At 50.1% G+C, this 17,466-nt stretch carries 13 protein-coding genes; 8 read left to right on the forward strand and 5 right to left on the reverse strand.

The window, feature by feature from the left end; genetic code table 11:
• Positions 1 to 72: 72 nt before the first annotated feature.
• Positions 73 to 717 carry a nicotinamide riboside transporter PnuC gene (pnuC, locus tag C4H11_RS07685; RefSeq protein ID WP_106041134.1) on the reverse strand — a complete coding sequence of 215 codons (645 nt, stop codon included), beginning with the start codon at positions 715 to 717 and terminating at the stop codon, positions 73 to 75.
• Entirely contained in the window at positions 717 to 3,032 is a 2,316-nt protein-coding gene (locus tag C4H11_RS07690; RefSeq protein WP_106041135.1) for a TonB-dependent receptor, read from the reverse strand. The genes pnuC and C4H11_RS07690 overlap by 1 nt, the downstream gene beginning before the upstream one ends.
• 357 nt (positions 3,033 to 3,389) lie before the next feature.
• Between C4H11_RS07690 and C4H11_RS07695 the strand changes: the two genes are divergently transcribed.
• Positions 3,390 to 4,259 carry a mechanosensitive ion channel family protein gene (locus C4H11_RS07695; protein ID WP_106043232.1) on the forward strand — a complete coding sequence of 290 codons (870 nt, stop codon included), beginning with the start codon at positions 3,390 to 3,392 and terminating at the stop codon, positions 4,257 to 4,259.
• A 490-nt stretch (positions 4,260 to 4,749) separates the two neighbouring features.
• Here C4H11_RS07695 and C4H11_RS07700 read toward each other — a convergent pair whose 3' ends face one another.
• Positions 4,750 to 7,209, reverse strand: coding sequence for a polysaccharide lyase family 8 super-sandwich domain-containing protein (locus C4H11_RS07700; RefSeq protein WP_234819800.1), 2,460 nt, complete (start codon positions 7,207 to 7,209; stop codon positions 4,750 to 4,752).
• Between the two features lie 274 nt (positions 7,210 to 7,483).
• Positions 7,484 to 7,972 carry a Dps family protein gene (locus C4H11_RS07705; RefSeq protein WP_106041136.1) on the reverse strand — a complete coding sequence of 163 codons (489 nt, stop codon included), beginning with the start codon at positions 7,970 to 7,972 and terminating at the stop codon, positions 7,484 to 7,486.
• Positions 7,973 to 8,115: 143 nt separating this feature from the next.
• Here C4H11_RS07705 and C4H11_RS07710 point away from each other — a divergent pair, with 143 nt between their 5' ends.
• The 4 genes from C4H11_RS07710 to C4H11_RS07725 all read left to right on the forward strand — a co-directional run bounded on the left by C4H11_RS07710 (position 8,116) and on the right by C4H11_RS07725 (position 12,768).
• Positions 8,116 to 9,042 carry a hydrogen peroxide-inducible genes activator gene (locus C4H11_RS07710; RefSeq protein WP_106041137.1) on the forward strand — a complete coding sequence of 309 codons (927 nt, stop codon included), beginning with the start codon at positions 8,116 to 8,118 and terminating at the stop codon, positions 9,040 to 9,042.
• A gap of 124 nt (positions 9,043 to 9,166) precedes the next feature.
• Positions 9,167 to 9,733 carry an alkyl hydroperoxide reductase subunit C gene (ahpC, locus tag C4H11_RS07715; RefSeq protein ID WP_106041138.1) on the forward strand — a complete coding sequence of 189 codons (567 nt, stop codon included), beginning with the start codon at positions 9,167 to 9,169 and terminating at the stop codon, positions 9,731 to 9,733.
• A 136-nt stretch (positions 9,734 to 9,869) separates the two neighbouring features.
• A complete protein-coding gene (ahpF, locus tag C4H11_RS07720; protein ID WP_106041139.1) occupies positions 9,870 to 11,444 on the forward strand; it encodes an alkyl hydroperoxide reductase subunit F in 1,575 nt (524 codons plus the stop codon).
• Between the two features lie 76 nt (positions 11,445 to 11,520).
• Entirely contained in the window at positions 11,521 to 12,768 is a 1,248-nt protein-coding gene (locus tag C4H11_RS07725; protein WP_106041140.1) for a M16 family metallopeptidase, read from the forward strand.
• 190 nt (positions 12,769 to 12,958) lie between these two features.
• On the opposite strand, the gene rbr is transcribed toward C4H11_RS07725, so the two are convergent.
• Positions 12,959 to 13,537, reverse strand: coding sequence for a rubrerythrin (gene rbr / locus C4H11_RS07730; protein ID WP_106041141.1), 579 nt, complete (start codon positions 13,535 to 13,537; stop codon positions 12,959 to 12,961).
• A 419-nt stretch (positions 13,538 to 13,956) separates the two neighbouring features.
• On the opposite strand from rbr, the gene C4H11_RS07735 reads away from it, so the two are divergent.
• From C4H11_RS07735 to C4H11_RS07745, 3 genes are all read left to right on the forward strand, one after another.
• On the forward strand, positions 13,957 to 15,642 hold the full coding sequence (locus tag C4H11_RS07735) for a SulP family inorganic anion transporter (protein ID WP_106041142.1): 1,686 nt from the start codon (positions 13,957 to 13,959) through the stop codon (positions 15,640 to 15,642).
• A gap of 57 nt (positions 15,643 to 15,699) precedes the next feature.
• Entirely contained in the window at positions 15,700 to 16,605 is a 906-nt protein-coding gene (locus tag C4H11_RS07740; protein WP_394336031.1) for a DNA/RNA non-specific endonuclease, read from the forward strand.
• Positions 16,606 to 16,721: 116 nt separating this feature from the next.
• Positions 16,722 to 17,453, forward strand: coding sequence for a DUF5020 family protein (locus C4H11_RS07745; RefSeq protein ID WP_205729957.1), 732 nt, complete (start codon positions 16,722 to 16,724; stop codon positions 17,451 to 17,453).
• Positions 17,454 to 17,466 lie beyond the last annotated feature (13 nt).

A 17,466-nucleotide genomic window follows, 5' to 3' on the forward strand; every position in this document is an offset into this window, starting at 1 on the left:
ACTATAATGGTATAGCTTTTTTAGGGCTATCTTCTGTTATCCGTCACTTCCGATTTTAAACATAGGAACTTTTCAATTTCTCGTTTCACTCATCATTCTCTTCCATTTGAAGTACCCGAAGACAGCTATAATGGCGTAAAGCGCATAGAGTCCGGCTGTAAAATCAAGCCCTTTATAGATATACAGGCAGGCGCTGACGACATCTACGCCAATCCACGCCCACCATTGCTCCACATATTTGCGTGCCAGCATCCACATGCCGATGATGCTTAGTGCGGTAGTGAAGGAGTCTAACCAAGGAACATTGCTGTCGGTGAAGTCTATCAATATCCATGCAATGCCGACAAGAGTAACGGCGAAGACGATGGCGAGCGGCAGCAAGTAATGCTTAGGCATATGGGCTATGTGCAGTTCCTGTTTTTTTCTGTCCACTCCATTCTCTTCTTTACCACTACCTTTTGATGGCAGAACGTTCTGCCGTAGAATTTTACGCCGCAAGAAAGCACCGTATTTCCACATTGTCCAGCCGTAAACGGCAGCTCCCAAGTAGTAGATGTTGATGCCGAAGTCGGCATACAGTCCGGCTTCGTAGTAGACAAAGAGGTAGATGGCAGGCATGATGATGCCTGCTATCCATAGATAGATGCTTGCCCGATACTCTAACCACAGATAGAGCAGCCCGACAAGGGTACCTGCGATTTCGAGCGTCTGCTCCATCAGAAACCTATTGAAATATGCCCCAGAATGTTGGTGCCGGCCTGTGCGGCATAGCCTGCATAGTTGTAACGCACCTTGTTGTTCTGTTTATCAAGGCTGTAGCCGCTGCCGGCATAGCCGTTGTTCTCGTACTCTTCATTGAAGAGGTTATAGACGGTGCAGCCCACGGTAATGGATTTCACCTTAGGCAGCTTGAACGTGTAGGAAAGATGCAGATTGCTGACAAAATAAGCATCTAACGTGCAATCTTCCTGCTTGGCGTTACTCATGTATTGCTTGCCTACGTATTGCGACAGCAAGGAAACCTCAAAACCTTTGTGTGTATAGCCGAAGCGGTTGTTCAGAAGAAGCCCTGGAGAAAAAGCTATAGGCGTGTCGCCATGCTTGATGACCCATGCTTCGGTGCCCACCTTCTCGTCTTTGAATAATGTCTCGGTAAAGTTCTTTATGCGGTTTTTGCTCAGTGTAGCATTGACATCCCACCGGAAACCACCATTCAGTTTGATGCCTGCCATCAGTTCGATGCCCATGCGATAACTGTCCGGAACATTGTTTGCCATCGCCTCGCCTATTTCGTTCAACTCTCCGGTCAGCACCAACTGGTCTTTGTAGTCCATGCAATAGAGGTTGACGCCTGCGTGCAACCATGAGTTGGCAAAGGTGTATCCCAGTTCGTAGTCGAACAGACGTTCGGCTTTAGGGTGGTTGTTGAAGTATCCGTCGGTATAGTTGTTGCGTGTAGGCTCTTTATGGGCCACGCTGAACGAACCGTACAAGCGGCTGTTTCGGTCTATCTGCCAAGAAAGGCCCGCCTTGGGATTGAAGAAGTCGAACTTTTCATTGATATTCAGCTTCTGCATGCCGGGATTAGCGGCTGTCCAATCGTATTTGTCGTTCACCCCGTCTATCTTATAGCCGATGTGACGGTATTGAAGGTCGAGGTAGGCACTGAGTCCATCCAAGAGCTCGTAATTTGCTTTCAGATAGATGTTGCCGTCGTTCTTCGCGGCATTGTTACGGTAGTAGTCGCTGTTAGGGTTCAACGCTCCGATGTAGTTCTTCACCCAAAGCACTTTGCCGAAATGGTCGCCGTCGTATCGGTTCAGACCGCCGCCTAATGAAGCATACAGGCGGTCGGCTTTGTAGCTGACGGAGAAGATGCCGCCTCCAAACCGATTGTCCATTGCCTTTTTGCGTACAAGGTCGCTTTTTTTCATGATTTCCCCATTGTGCGTAAAAGGCGCCAAGCCATATTCAGAGAGTGTACGTCTGCCTTTGTATTCCTGATAATAGCCGTCGCCTTTGGTGTAGTGCAGGCCGACGTTCAGATTCCATCGTGAAGTGAAGTTATGGTTGAACAGCAACTGGTAGTGTTTCTGCGTGTAGTTATCGGTCTGGTCGTCGTAGAAATGGAATCTTCCGCCCTGTTTCAGCAATGCGGCAGCCTCGGGCAGGTTGTCGTCATAGGCTATGTCGGGCCGGTGTACGTTGCCGTTTTTGTCTTCGATATACATGTATCCGCACGAATTGAAGCGGCGCCCAAAGGTCTTCATGACTGCCTTGCCGGCATAGTTCCAGGCGTGATAGGTACGCTCCTTACCGGCAAATGTAATCAGCTTGATGGAGCTGTTGTCGGTATAATATCCTCCTTGCAGGTAATAAGAGTTCAAAGACACGGAAGCCCTGTCTATGTAACCGTCTGTGCCGATGTTGGAGAGACGTACGTCGAACGACCAATGCCCGTCAATCAGTCCCGTTCCGGCTTTTACGGTTGCTTTGTGGGTATTGAACGAGCCGTACGAACCGCTGAATTCGGCATATGGTGCCAGTGAGAAGTCGCCCGTCTGCATATTGATGCTGGCACCGAAAGCCCCGGCACCGTTGGTCGATGTACCTGCACCGCGTTGCACCTGCATGTCTTTGACCGAGGATGCAAAGTCCGGCATATTCACCCAGAAGACGTTGTGGCTCTCCGCATCATTGACGGGCACTCCGTTGGCGGTGACGTTGATGCGTGTCCCGTCCGTGCCGCGTACCCGCAACGTGGTATATCCGATTCCCGCTCCGGCATCGCTGGTGGTGATGGCAGAGGGTGTCATGCCGAGCAGATAGGGCAGATCTTGTCCGAAGTTCTGTTTCTTCAGTTGTTCTTTTCCGATATTGGTGAAAGCTATCGGTGTATTGCTTGTGGCACGTGTGGAGATGATTTCCACTTCTTGCAGGTTCACTACGCGCAGACTGTCCTTCTCGTGAGTCTGTGCGCAGACGTTCAGCGCTACCGTGAACAGGCAGACTGCCATCGCATGTCTCTTCATTTGCAATAATTTCGTTTACGTTTATACAGAAAAGGGGAACTTCTCTTCTTTTTCCCTCCGCCGGCACTACCCGGATCAGGTCAATGGGTATGATCTCAGCCCGTCATTTTAGGGCACCCCTTTGTTGAAATCAACGGCAAAAGTAGAGCTTTCTCTTGAAACAGACAAACAATGTGGGGGATTTTGAAGCTATTTTACTATTTTTGCCGATTGATAATCCGCATCCGGTAGTGAGGGCTTTCCTGCTTTCTTCAGACAGAGAAAAAGAGATGCGGACGGTTGAAATCTACAAACCCGGCATTAGAGGCTGATGCTTGGAGTAATGTGTGAATTTTACATAATAATCAAGGAATGAATATGTTGTTATCTTTGTTGTTGGCGGTTATTACCGACCAAACTGCCGAAGTGAATTTCGGCGAGTTGCAATATTTTGTGGAAAAAATGATAGGTTGGGGCATAGATATCGGCGGACGTATCATCAGTGCCGCATTTATCTTTATTATCGGCCGTCTCCTGATTTCTTTCATCAAGAAGTTCATAGCCAAAGTCATGCTGAAGAGACGCATTGATGCCGGCATTCAGAGTTTCGTGAAGAGTCTGGTCAATATTCTGTTGACGGTATTGCTGATAGTGGCAGTCATCGGAAAGTTGGGAATAGAGACTACTTCGTTTGCCGCTTTGCTGGCTTCGGCCGGTGTGGCCATCGGTATGGCTCTGTCCGGCAATTTGCAGAATTTTGCCGGAGGTCTGGTCGTTCTGTTTCTTCGTCCCTATAAAGTGGGCGATTGGATTGAAAGTCAGGGCGTATCGGGCACGGTGCGCGAAATCCAGATTTTTCATACGATTCTTACCACAGGCGACAACAAAGTGATATACATCCCCAACGGAGCTCTGAGCAGCGGCACGGTGATCAACTATAACAAGGAAGGCACTCGTCGTGTGGAATGGATTATCGGCGTGGAGTATGGTGAAGACTACGATAAAGTGGAAGCAACGATACGTCGTATTCTTGCAGCCGACGAACGCATACTGAGTTCTCCCGAACCTTTCCTGGCTCTCCACGCCTTGGCGGATAGCAGTGTGAATGTCGTTGTACGCGTTTGGGTGAAGAGCCAAGACTATTGGGCTGTTTATTTTGACCTGAATAAGAATATCTATTCTGAATTCAATAAAGAGGGCATCGGTATTCCGTTCCCGCAGTTGACAGTGCATCAGGCAAAAGATTGAGCCGGCAGGTCTCCCGCCCTGCCTTTCACCTCTTTATCGGCAGTCTTTGAAACTGTTTCCTGAAGCGTATCGGGTAGGCGTTGACACCGGCGTAAGCTGCTGTTCGTTTCGCTTCATCGTTTTTGAGACTTGCAAAGTAAATCATGCTTTTACTATATCAACTTGTTTCTATCAGAAAATAAACCATCTTTTCACCCCGGCCGTAAAGGAACAACACCCTGTTTTGCTCTTCTATATCAAGGGGTAAGACCGTGTCAAGGCTATACCTCCTCCGTGCTTGCTCCGCATCTATAGGAGTGGGAGTTATACGGAGGTTATACGGAGATGATACGGAGTTGATACGGAGATGATACGGAGGTTATACGGAGGTTATACGGAGCAGATTTTAATCATTTCCCGATGAAAAAACAGGATACGGAGAAAAAAGCATTGCTACCCAGCATTACGTATTGACTAATGCAGTTTACAGATTCTGTCAATGAAGACAGTGTCACTCCACGAGGTCCGTGCCTATTGCTTTCAGCTTAACTTCCCTTCCCACCTCGAAGACGGTTTTCCGGGTGGGATCGGACACCTGTATATCCGGCGCATCCGTGCCGTTTCGTTTCATCATAATCACACAAGGCTTTTCGGCTTCAATCATATAATCGCCGCAATTCAGCTTGCCGGGAGCGAAGAAGATGGCTTGTGTGACGCCCGACTTCACATGGGTCACTGCCTGCAATTCCGCCGTGTGGCTTTCCAGCCGTATGGCATTGATGTCATAAGCTTTCAGCGATGCGGGAGATGCTACACCCGGAAGAAGTATGTAGGCGTACCGGCCTTGCCGTGGATTGCTTCCGTGCGATATCCACAGGTTGAATACGGGCAATGTTTCGGTTTCGCCCGACTGATTGAAGTTGATCCTCGACCATTTGCCCGATTGATTGCCATGCTTCAAGTGCACGGCCGCGCCATCAGGAAAGCAGTAGCCCACCTTATCGTGCCAGATCCATCCTTGGTAAGAGGTTTCAACGGGGTTATCCTCGGGAGCTATCTTGGAGAGCTGCCCGTTGGAGAGGGTATATACATCGCCCACCAGATGACACTGGTTGACGGAAGTGTTCACCTCGCGCCCGGCACCTCCGGCAATACCCGAGCCGAGGCATACAATCTCATTATCGAACATAAACCATCCTTTGTTGGCCCGCGTGCCATAATCATTCATGGCATAGGCCATGACACCGTACATACCGTCGGACACACCGCCCACGAAGTCTGCCACTCCTTTCACGCCCCACTCGTTGTGGTTCTTCGTTTCGCCTGCCGGAGCGGTTGTTCCCGGAATCTTGTCCCACTCCCACACGCCGAAGATATTGAGGTATTCGTCTCCAGCCACGCGGATGTTCGTGGCTCCTTCGCTGAGGTAAGTGCCCAGAAGATTTTCGCCGTTACCGCTTTCCGAACGGCAGGTGCGTGTGGAAACGGCGCGCACCGAGAAATCGTAATGCTTGCGGTTATGCAGCATGTAGTCCGAATATTCGTAAAACTTGTTGCGGTTGCTACGTCCGCGGGCCGGTTCTTTGGCCGCAAAACGGCGGGCGGCAGCGTCATACTCCTCCGCATGAGCAGGGTCAAGCTGCTTCATCTTCTTGAACAAGTCGGCATAGTCGCCGAAGTCGAGGATGTTCTTCCGGCTTACGCTTCGTCCGCACACGCTGAAGTCCATGTAGCGCGAGCGGAACACATTCAGGTAAGTGCCACGCACGAACTCGGAGAATAGGCGTGTCTGTTCTTCGCTCATCGCATAGCGTGTGCCGGCAAAGAGCGGAGCAACGAGGGCCATGTTATTGACGAACACCGTGCCGTAGCCTCCGATATAGAGCTGATTGCCATGCTGCTGATAGGAAAGGTCTTCGCGGATGCCTTCGAAGTCGGTGATGCACACCGGTTGGAAGAACTCGCCGACGTTGGTCTTTACGATGCTGTCGTTCTTCAACACACAGCCGCGAATCATGTGGTGCATGGCGATGTCTTGTTTATTGGCTCCGGTCCACTTGCGCGGATCGCTTTTGGCCATCGTCTCCATCAAGCTTTGTATAATGGCGGGCGCCACCTTTACGGGTGCCGCTTCGTGCAAAGCGAGGATGTCGGCCAGCATCTTAGGCACCGATATGTCGTTATACCACCAGTTATAGGAAGCGGGCCTGCACTCTTTCCACGTCAGCAGCGCACGACTGATGGCACGATAGAGCACTTGGTTGCCATACAGGGAAGATTCGGGGCAGGTATATGCCGTGAGCATGCGCCGCACGCGGTTCAAGTGTTCCTGCGGTTCCCAATTGGTACGGAAGAAGCACTTATAATCTATCTGCGGCCACTTGCCGTCGGGTGTCAGCTGTTTCATCAAGTCGGTGACGTTCTTGTTCAAGATATCTATCGGGGTGCTTTCGTATAATCTTTGGCGGACACGCTGCAACACCAACTCGTAGTCGTCTTTCGGTTGCGCAGGTTTGTAGTCGGCTTTCTTTCCCTTATCGGGGTCGAAGTGGTTGATATAGGGATGATGGGCGAGCCTCACTTTGCCGGTAAGAGTCAGTGTAACGGGGCCTCCTTTCCGGTTGGCAAATACCTCGGTAGGGATGCTGAAGAGTTCGGCCTTCCGTCCTTCCGGATGGTAGGTGATGCGAATGACGCCTTTCTCACCGGGCCTGTAGGGTTTGTCTTTCCATTTGGCGGAGGTGCATCCACACCCTGTTATCACTTGCTTGATGACGAGCGGTTCACTGCCCGTGTTGATAAAACGGAAGTCGTAGCAGGCATCGCCTTCCGATTCGTCTATCCACCCGAGGTCGTGTTCCTTTTCCGCAAAAGTAATCTCCTGCGCCTGAGCGGCAGGCAGGAAGAGAAAGAAAACGGCAATGACGGTAACGGTGATTCTGTTCATCGGGCAAATAAAAGCTCTTTTCATACTGATTGATGTGTTTCTTGGTTTTTCGGGAGTTTGGTTCGGCGCACAAAGACTTTCCGGACGCCTGTTCGTTCTAAAAGAAATTCGGGTGTAAAGTTAGAATAACGAATGCAAGGAGGCGTATCAAATAGTACAAATTATGAGTAATTTCATCTTGAATGGGAGAAGAGCCTCTATCCGGAATACGGGGCACATAGAAAAAAGAAAAAGAGGCTGTTTCTTTGGGAGATTTGAAACAGCCTCTTCATAGTTCATGCTTTTATTGCCACAGTCTTTACTTCTCGCATCCTTTGGTGCTGAATGCGACGAGCATCCACACCAACTTTTCCTGCTCTTTCAGGTAGCCGGTCATCAGGTCGGCGGTTGCATCGTCGCCGGCTTCGTTTGCCAGTTCGATGAGTTTGCGCTCTTCACCGATGAGGTATCCGTAAGTAGCGAGGATATGGTCTACGGCGTCGCAGCTGCAAGAGATGTCGGCGACTTCCTTAATCTTCGCCGTCTTCAGGTATTCGCTGAAGCGGTTCTCGGGTGTGCCGCCCAGCATCAGGATGCGTTCGGCTATCTCGTCTACCTTCGCGGCGGTGTCGTCATACATGCTCTCGAATTTCTCGTGCAGCACAAAGAAGCCGTGCCCTTTTATGTTCCAATGCATGCCGCGCAGGTTGGTGTAGTGCACTTGAAAGTCGGCCAACAGTTGGCTCAATGCCGATACCACGCCGGCCACTTTCGTCTCATTCAAATGTAAGTAATCCAAAGTCTTCATAATTTTTTTATTTTAATGGTTTATACTATGTTTCGTTTCTTTTTCGATGCAAAGATAAGGGATGAATCGATGGCTGTCAAACAGATAATTTCTATCTTTGCATAGAATGTTTCTATAACGACATACCTAAAGCCCTATTCATCATGACTTTGCAACAATTGGAATACATCCTTGCCGTGGACCGCTTCCGCCATTTTGCCAAAGCGGCCGAACATTGCCGCGTGACGCAACCCACGCTGAGCGCCATGATACAGAAACTGGAAGAAGAACTCGATACCAAAATCTTCGACCGCGGTCAGCAGCCTGTTTGCCCCACCCCCGTAGGCATTCATATCATCGAACAGGCCCGACACATACTGATGCAGGCCGGGCACATCAGGCATATCATAGAGGAGGAGAAGCATGCCCTGACCGGCATTTTCAGGCTGGGCATACTTCCCACCATTGCCCCTTACCTCTTGCCGCGCTTCTTCCCCCAACTGGCAAAGAAGTACCCCAAACTGGACATCAGAGTGGTGGAAATGAAGACCGGCGACATCAAGAAGGCTCTACAGACCGGAGAAATAGATGCCGGCATCGTGGCGAGCCTGGCGGATATGGAAGAGTTCAGCCAAACAACGTTGTTCTACGAGGAATTCTTTGCCTATGTTGCACGTGAGGAGGCTTTGTTCGAGCGTAAAATTATCCGTACCTCCGATCTGGCCGAAACGCAGCTCTGGCTGCTCGACGAAGGTCATTGCTTCCGCGACCAGCTGGTGCGCTTCTGTCAACTGAAATCGGCCCGTGCCAGCCAGCTGACCTATCGCTTGGGCAGCATGGAGACATTCATGCGCATGGTGGAGAGCGGTAAAGGGGTGACCTTCATCCCCGAATTGGCCGTGCCGCAACTCAGCGAAGTCCGGAAAGAGTTGGTGCGTCCGTTCGCCATCCCTACCCCCACACGGCAAATCGTGATGCTGACCGACCGGAACTTCATCCGCCACACTTTGCTGGAGACGCTGACCCAAGAGATAAAGAGTTCTGTACCTCCTCAAATGCTTTCGCTGAAAGCAACTCAGGTTCTCGTATAGATTTTGTCTATCGACCCATAAATTCTTTCAATCGGAATTCTTGCTCTGCCGGGAAAAAATGCTATATTTTTGCAAGCAGAAACAAGAAAACAAGATTATAACATTACTAAAAACAAAAAGAATTATGGAACCGATTATCAATTCTCAACTCCCTGAATTCAAGGTTCAGGCTTTCCAGAACGGAAACTTCAAAACTGTATCAAGCGAAGACGTAAAAGGCAAGTGGGCCATTTTCTTCTTCTATCCGGCAGACTTTACTTTTGTATGTCCTACCGAGCTGGTAGATATCGCCGAGAAATACGAGCAATTCCAGGCAATGGGCGTGGAGGTGTACTCGGTAAGCACCGACTCGCACTTCGTGCACAAAGCATGGCACGACGCTTCCGAAAGCATCCGCAAAATCAAATATCCGATGCTGGCAGACCCCACAGGCGTGTTGAGCCGCGCGTTCGGTGTGATGATTGAAGAAGAAGGTATGGCCTATCGCGGCACGTTCCTCGTGAACCCCGAAGGCAAAATCAAGATTGCCGAGATTCAGGACAACAACATCGGCCGCAATGCCGACGAGCTGTTGCGCAAGGTGGAAGCCGCACAATTCGTTGCCACGCACGACGGCGAGGTATGCCCCGCCAAGTGGAAAAAGGGCGGCGCAACGCTGAAACCCAGCATCGACCTTGTAGGTAAGATTTAAGCCGTAGATTACTAACAGCGTCGGCTTCATCGGGCAGAGCGGATGGAAGCTCACCGATGGAGCCGACAACTTTTTCTGTACTGCACGCCATCATTGATGGCACATGCGGTTCTTCACTTAACAACCCCATATTGTCATGTTAGATACAACAACTTTAGAACAAGTGCGGAGCGTATTCCGGCATTTGCAATCCCGCTACGTCTTTCATATCAGTTATTCGCCGAAGCACGAGCAGAGTCGGGAAGTTATCGACTTCCTGAATGATGTGGCCGGCTGCTCCGATAAACTCTCCTGTCTACCTGTCGAGACAGATTCACTTGTGGCCGAATTCACCTTGCAGAAAGAAGGAGCGGAAACGGGCATCAAGTTCCGTGGCATACCGGGCGGACACGAGTTTACCTCCCTCCTGCTGGCTGTGCTGAACGCCGACGGAAAAGGCAAAAACCTGCCGGATGAGGTCATCACCCGCCGCATCAAAGCCTTGAAAGGCCCCATTCGCTTGCAAACTTACGTCTCACTGACGTGTACAAACTGTCCCGACGTAGTGCAAGCGCTTAATATCATTGCCTTATTGAACCCGAATGTGACGCACGAGATGGTGGACGGCGATGCTTATCAAGAGGAAGTGAACGCATTGAAGATACAAGCCGTGCCGTCAGTCTATGCCAACGGAAAGCCTTTGCATGTGGGACGCGGCTCTTTAGGTCAACTGTTGCAGAAGCTGGAAGAGGCTTTCGGGAGTTTGCCGCAAGCGGATGCAGCCCCTGTCGAGAGGGCATTCGATACGATTGTACTCGGCGGAGGTCCTGCCGGAGCTTCGGCAGCCATCTACTCTGCCCGCAAGGGGCTGCGTGTGGCGATCGTTGCCGAACGGATAGGCGGACAGGTGAAAGAGACCGTAGGCATCGAAAACCTGATTTCCGTGCCGCAAACCACGGGCGCACAACTGGCCGATGCACTCAGAAACCACATCGGGCACTATCCGATAGAACTGTTTGAAGACCGGCAGATAGAAAAAGCGGAGTTGCAAGGCAAGACGAAACGCATCTCAGCAGCGGGTGGTGAAACATTCATCGCTCCTGCGGTAATCATTGCCACAGGTGCAAGCTGGCGCAAACTGAATGTGGAGGGCGAAGCCGAATACATCGGCCGCGGCGTGGCTTTCTGTCCGCATTGCGACGGACCGTTCTACCAAGGCAAACACGTAGCCGTGATTGGCGGAGGCAACTCCGGCATAGAAGCGGCCATCGACTTGGCAGGTATCTGCCGGAAAGTCACCGTATTCGAGTTTGCCGATACGCTGAAGGCCGACCAGGTGCTCCAAGCAAAAGCCCAAAGCCTGCCGAACGTGGAAATCTTCACCTCCTCGCAGACCACGAAAGTGGTGGGCAACGGCGAAAAGGTGACAGCCATCCGCATCAAAGACCGCCTTACGAACGAAGAACGTGACTTCCCTCTGGATGGCATCTTCGTGCAGATAGGCCTCTCGGCCAATAGTGCCCCTTTCCGCGACGCATTGGAGACCACTCCCATCGGAGAAATCAAGATAGATGCCTTTTGTCGTACCTCGCTTCCGGGTGTTTATGCCGCCGGAGACGTGTCGAGCGTGCCCTATAAACAGATTGTCATCGCCATGGGCGAAGGAGCCAAAGCGGCGCTTTCGGCGTTCGACGACCGTATCCGGGGTGTAGATTCAATCATAAAATCTTGAATAGAAGACAAGCAGACACTGATAATTTAATATTTTTATTTAAGTTTGTGCCCTTAAACTGTTTTGAAACATCATAATGAAGAGAATAGCAAAGAGGGAGAAGCGGGTTTTCAACTCTTTCACCTTACCCAACGGACTGCGCATCATCCATGAACGCACAGCCTCTCAAGTGGCCTATTGCGGGTTTGCCGTAGATGCCGGCACGCGCGACGAGCTTGAACACGAACAAGGCATGGCGCATTTTGTGGAGCATCTCATCTTCAAGGGCACGCGAAAGCGCAAGACATGGCACATCCTGAACCGAATGGAGAACGTGGGCGGCGACCTCAACGCTTATACCAACAAGGAGGAGACGGTGATCTATTCCGCTTTCCTCACCGAGCATTTCAACCGCGCCACCGAACTATTGACCGATATCGTATTTCATTCCACCTTCCCGCAGCGCGAAATAGAGAAAGAGACCGAAGTCATCATCGACGAGATAGAGTCTTACAAGGACAATCCTTCGGAACTTATCTTCGACGACTTCGAGGATATGATATTCCGCGGGCATCCGTTGGGGCGGAACATTCTGGGGACTCCCGAAAGTTTGAAGCAATTCCGCAGTGAAGATGCCGTTGCATTCACTTCGCGCCTCTACTGCCCCGCCAGCATGGTCTTCTTTGTGCTGGCCGATGTGGACTTCAAAAAAGTATTGAGCCGCATGCAATTCTTGACGCAGGATATTCCCGCCTTCAAATCTGAACACCTCCGCACTCCGCCACCCATATACGTACCCGAACGACTTGTTCTCCATAAAGACACCCATCAGGCGCACGTCATGATTGGCGCACGTGCCTATGATGCCTATGATGACAAGCGGACGGCTCTCTATCTGCTCAACAACATGCTGGGTGGTCCCGGTATGAACAGCAGACTGAACGTCTCTCTGCGTGAACGTAGCGGATTGGTCTATAACATTGAATCCAACCTGACGTCCTATACCGATACGGGTGTGTTTTGCATTTACTTTGGTTGCGACTTTCAGGACTTGAACCGTTGTATCCGACTGGTTCATAAGGAGCTGAAGCGTATGCGCGAAACCAAGTTGACCTCTTCTCAGCTTGCAGCCGCCCGTAAACAATTGATAGGACAAATCGGAGTTGCCTCGGACAATAATGAAAACAATGCACTGGGCATGGGAAAAATCTTTCTGCACTACGACAAGTATGAAACCCCCGAAGAGGTGTTCAACCGCATAGAACAGCTCACACCGGAAATATTACTGGAAGTGGCTAACGAAATGTTTGCCGAAGAGTATCTCTCTATGCTGGTCTATCGCTAAGCTTCTTTACTTTTATCAGCTTCGTTTTTTCGTCTATGTAACTACTCGGTTCACCACGGGACACTCCCCGGCAAAACGGGAAATTACAAGTTTTTAATATAGGCAATGAACTGAATAATTACAGCGGTGTGTCCGAAACTTAAATATTCGTTTCCGACACACCGCTTACTTAATGCTAAGGCGGGTCTTATCAATAGTTCTCTTTCTTCACTTCGAAGTAAGCCTGCGGGTGCAGACAAGCCGGACAAGCCTTCGGAGCCTCCTTGCCCGTGTGAATGAAACCGCAGTTGCGGCACTGCCACACCACTTCACCCTCTTTGGCAAATACCGTGGCTGTTTCGATATTCCGGATGAAAGCACGATAGCGTTCTTCGTGTCCTTTTTCTGCAATGGCAATGTTGCGATACATCAATGCGATGGCGGGAAAACCTTCTTCATCGGCAATATCGGCAAATTTGGGATAGTCCAGCGTCCACTCCTCATTTTCACCGGCAGCTGCTGCTTGAAGATTCTCCAATGTGCTACCGATGACTCCCGCCGGATAAGAAGCAGTGATTTCTACCATACCGCCCTCCAACCATTTGAACATACGTTTGGCGTGTTCTTTTTCCTGATCAGCCGTCTCTGTGAAGATGGCGGCGATTTGTTCGTAACCTTCTTTCTTTGCCACACTTGCAAAATAAGTGTAACGCATTCTTGCCTGCGATTCGCCTGCGAATGATGTCAACAGATTCTTCTCTGTACGGGTTCCTTTGATACTTTTAGCCATAATCTCTTTTTTACTTGGTTAATATAATTACGTAACAATTCAATCTTTTCACCAACCGAGAGCACAAATCTAAGCATTAACTCCGATATTATCAATCTTTTGTGCCATCATATTTGCCCATGCCCAAACATATGAAAATTGTGATTAAAATCAAAGCATAATAATGAATGTTTATCTAAAAAAGCGGACACCCATAAAAAATCTGTCCCATCACCTGTTTCACGGCCAAAAAGTCGGCATCCTTGGTAAGGTTAAAAAACAGATTCTTAAGACGCAGGATGACGCGTTTTTTCTTTAAAGCTTTGTGTATAGGTTTTTAGACATGGATAATTGCCACAGTTTGCACTATTTTAATTAATTTTGCATCCTCTATTCATAAAGACAATAAGAACAGTGAAATAAAGATTTTCAGATTACAAATGAAAGTACTCGAATTCAAACCGAAGCTGTACACAGCGCTTAAAAGTTACTCGAAAGAACTTTTCATAGCCGACTTGATGGCCGGTATTATCGTAGGCATCGTAGCCCTTCCGCTTGCCATCGCATTCGGCATCGCCTCCGGCGTGTCGCCGGAGAAGGGCATCGTCACGGCCATCATCGCAGGCTTCCTCATCTCTCTGTTAGGTGGAAGCAAGGTGCAGATAGGCGGACCCACAGGCGCATTCATCGTCATCATCTACGGCATCATTCAGCAGTACGGCGAGTCGGGACTGATTGTGGCCACGCTCATGGCAGGCGTCATGCTCGTCCTGCTGGGAGTGTTCAAGCTCGGAGCGGTCATCAAGTTCATCCCCTATCCCATTATCGTGGGGTTTACGAGCGGTATTGCCGTCACCATCTTCACCACGCAGATTGCCGATATCTTCGGACTGACGTTCGGTGGCGAGAAAGTGCCGGGCGATTTCGTGGGAAAATGGATGATTTACTTCCGCCACCTCGATAGCATCAATTGGTGGAACACACTTGTAAGTATCGTAAGCATCTTTATCATTGCCGTTACGCCCCGGTTCTCGAAGAAAATTCCGGGTTCGCTCATTGCCATCATCGTGGTGACGGTGGCGGTCTGGCTGATGAAGGTGTATGGAGGCATCGACAGCATAGATACCATCGGCGACCGTTTCAGCATCCGTGCCGAATTGCCCGATGCCGTGTTGCCCGCTTTGGATTGGGAGGCGGTACGCGAATTGTTTCCGGTGGCCGTGACCATTGCCGTGCTGGGGGCAATCGAATCACTGCTTTCCGCTACCGTGGCCGACGGTATGATAGGCGACAAGCACGACTCTAACACGGAACTGATTGCGCAAGGCATAGCCAACATGGCCACTCCCTTGTTCGGCGGCATTCCTGCCACGGGCGCCATTGCACGCACCATGGCAAACATCAATAACGGAGGTAAATCGCCCGTTGCCGGCATGGTGCATGCCGTAGTGTTGCTGCTTATCCTGCTGTTCCTCATGCCGTTGGCACAATATATCCCGATGGCTTGCCTGGCAGGTGTATTGGTCATCGTGTCCTACAACATGAGCGGCTGGCGCACTTTCAAGGCATTGATGAAGAGCCCCAAGTCGGACATCACCGTGCTGCTGATAACCTTTTTCCTGACGGTTATCTTCGACCTGACGATTGCCATCGAGATAGGGCTGGTTATTGCCTGCGTGCTCTTCATGCGCCGTGTGATGGAAACTACCGAGATATCCGTTATAAAAGATGAGATCGACCCGAACGCGGAATCGGACATCAGTACTCACGAAGAACATCTGATTATCCCCGAAGGTGTGGAAGTGTACGAGATAAACGGCCCTTACTTTTTCGGCATCGCCACCAAGTTCGAAGAGACGATGGCACAGTTGGGCGACCGTCCCAAAGTGCGCATCATCCGTATGCGCAAAGTTCCTTTTATCGACTCTACAGGTGTGCATAACCTGACAAGCCTCTGCCGGATGTCTCAGAAAGAGAAGATAACGATTATTCTGTCCGGCGTCAACGGGAAAGTGCACAAGGTGCTTGAAAAGTCCGGTTTCTACGAACTGCTGGGCGAAGAGAATATCTGTCCGAATATCAATGTGGCGCTGGAAAGAGCGGAAGAGAAATTAAATAGCGATTAGTTATTAGCAACCAACTGACGTTAATCGCTCATCCCTCATCGCAAAATACTAATCCACGTGGCCCGAAAGAAGAAAAAGAAACAATCCAAAAGCATCTACTGCCTCATCGCTTTTATATGTGCGGTCTGTCTGCTCTATGAGCCTGTTGCCGGACTGATTGCAGAGAGAGAACAGAAAGAAAAGGAACTTCCTGTTTCCAAGACGGAAGAGCCTGCAAAGAAGAAAGCATTTGCTTCAACCGATACGGGGGCGGCACTCCCATCCGAACCCCGCCTTGAGATACCGGGCAAAATGGCACATGCCGACGAGCTGATTCTGTACCGGAGGGGATATGCCGTGTCCTACAACAGAGACTTGAAGATTCCCAATTGGGTGGCTTGGGAACTTACTCCGGCAAAACTGATAGAACGCGAAAGCCGCAGCAGCAAGTTCCTGCCCGACCCCGACCTGCCTGCCGACGAGGCGGTGACGACCGACGACTACAAAGGCGCCGGACTGGATCGCGGACACATGTGTCCTGCCGGCGACAATCGTTGGCATTGGCGAGCCATGCAGGAAAGTTTCTACATGACCAATATCTGCCCGCAAGACCATAACCTGAACCGAGGTGACTGGAAGGAACTGGAAGAGGCTTGTCGTCGTTGGGCACAGGAGGAGGGCAGGATATACATTGTCTGTGGGCCTGTCCTTTATAAAAAAAAGCACCGCACCATAGGGAAGCGACACCTTATCACCGTGCCCGAAGCATTCTTCAAGGTGATACTCTGCATTGAAAGCAATCCTCCCAAAGCCATCGGCTTCATTTACAAAAACACGTCGGGCAACCGTCCGATGGACAGCTATGTCAATACGATAGACCAAGTGGAACGGATTACGGGCATCGACTTCTTTCCTGCACTGCCGGACAAGATGGAAAAAGAAGTGGAAGCGACGTATGACCTGAAGCTGTGGAAGATGAATTGATGTTTTGACAGATTCTTATGGTATAAAGCTCTAAATTGATGCACGGGAATGCTTTCATGAAACGTTTTTTTTGTATCTTCGCCACTTAATTTTACTTTTTTTTATTTTTTAGCCTTATGAATTACAAAAACATGCTTCTTGCCTGTCTGTTCCTCGTATGCGGAGGAGCCGGCTCTGTTGCACAAAACGTGCAGTTACACTTCGATTCACGTCACAGCCTGTATGGAAATGATGCCGGACCGGTAAACTTCATGACTGCCACTTTCGAGATGTTCAAGCCCGACAAGTGGGGTTCTACCTTCATGTTTGTTGATTTCGATTTCAGTGCCAAAGATGGAAATATGGGGCTGGCCTACATGGAGATAGCCCGCGACTTTAAGATAAAGGGTTTTCCGTTGATGCCGCACATCGAGTATAACGGCGGTCTCGGTCTGGTACGGAACACCGACTTCGGGTTCTCCATTCCCAATGCTTACCTTGCCGGTCTTTCTTATCCTTTCCAACTAGGACAATTCTATATGGGCACGTATCTGGCCTATAAACTCAACGCCTTCAAGAAGAACAGCCATGATATTCAGTGGACGGTGACATGGAATGCCAATCTGGCGAACAACAAGCTGACGCTTTCGGGCTTTCTCGACCTTTGGAGCGAGAATAAGGACACCACGGGCGAGAGCGGAAAATCGGGAAAGAGGCTTATCTTGCTTTCCGAGCCGCAGATATGGTATAACGTGACGCCGAACTTCAGCGTCGGAAGCGAGGTGGAGTTGAGTTATAACTTCGTAAACGCCTCCCAACACAAACGTTTCTATGCCATTCCCACACTGGCTGCCAAGTGGAACTTCTAAACGAAATTCTCAT

This window comes from Bacteroides zoogleoformans, from assembly GCF_002998435.1.
GTDB classification, from domain to species: Bacteria; Bacteroidota; Bacteroidia; order Bacteroidales; family Bacteroidaceae; genus Bacteroides; species Bacteroides zoogleoformans.

Bases quoted from the DNA above. Each gene is read 5' to 3' on its own strand.
- C4H11_RS07735 (WP_106041142.1), top strand. From the start codon at position 13,957: ATGAAAGTACTCGAATTCAAACCGAAGCTGTACACAGCGCTTAAAAGT.
- C4H11_RS07710 (WP_106041137.1), top strand. From the start codon at position 8,116: ATGACTTTGCAACAATTGGAATACATCCTTGCCGTGGACCGCTTCCGC.
- pnuC (WP_106041134.1), bottom strand. From the start codon at position 717: ATGGAGCAGACGCTCGAAATCGCAGGTACCCTTGTCGGGCTGCTCTAT.
- ahpF (WP_106041139.1), top strand. From the start codon at position 9,870: ATGTTAGATACAACAACTTTAGAACAAGTGCGGAGCGTATTCCGGCAT.
- C4H11_RS07705 (WP_106041136.1), bottom strand. From the start codon at position 7,972: ATGAAGACTTTGGATTACTTACATTTGAATGAGACGAAAGTGGCCGGC.
- ahpC (WP_106041138.1), top strand. From the start codon at position 9,167: ATGGAACCGATTATCAATTCTCAACTCCCTGAATTCAAGGTTCAGGCT.
- C4H11_RS07725 (WP_106041140.1), top strand. From the start codon at position 11,521: ATGAAGAGAATAGCAAAGAGGGAGAAGCGGGTTTTCAACTCTTTCACC.
- C4H11_RS07690 (WP_106041135.1), bottom strand. From the start codon at position 3,032: ATGAAGAGACATGCGATGGCAGTCTGCCTGTTCACGGTAGCGCTGAAC.
- C4H11_RS07700 (WP_234819800.1), bottom strand. From the start codon at position 7,209: ATGAAAAGAGCTTTTATTTGCCCGATGAACAGAATCACCGTTACCGTC.
- C4H11_RS07745 (WP_205729957.1), top strand. From the start codon at position 16,722: ATGAATTACAAAAACATGCTTCTTGCCTGTCTGTTCCTCGTATGCGGA.
- rbr (WP_106041141.1), bottom strand. From the start codon at position 13,537: ATGGCTAAAAGTATCAAAGGAACCCGTACAGAGAAGAATCTGTTGACA.
- C4H11_RS07695 (WP_106043232.1), top strand. From the start codon at position 3,390: ATGTTGTTATCTTTGTTGTTGGCGGTTATTACCGACCAAACTGCCGAA.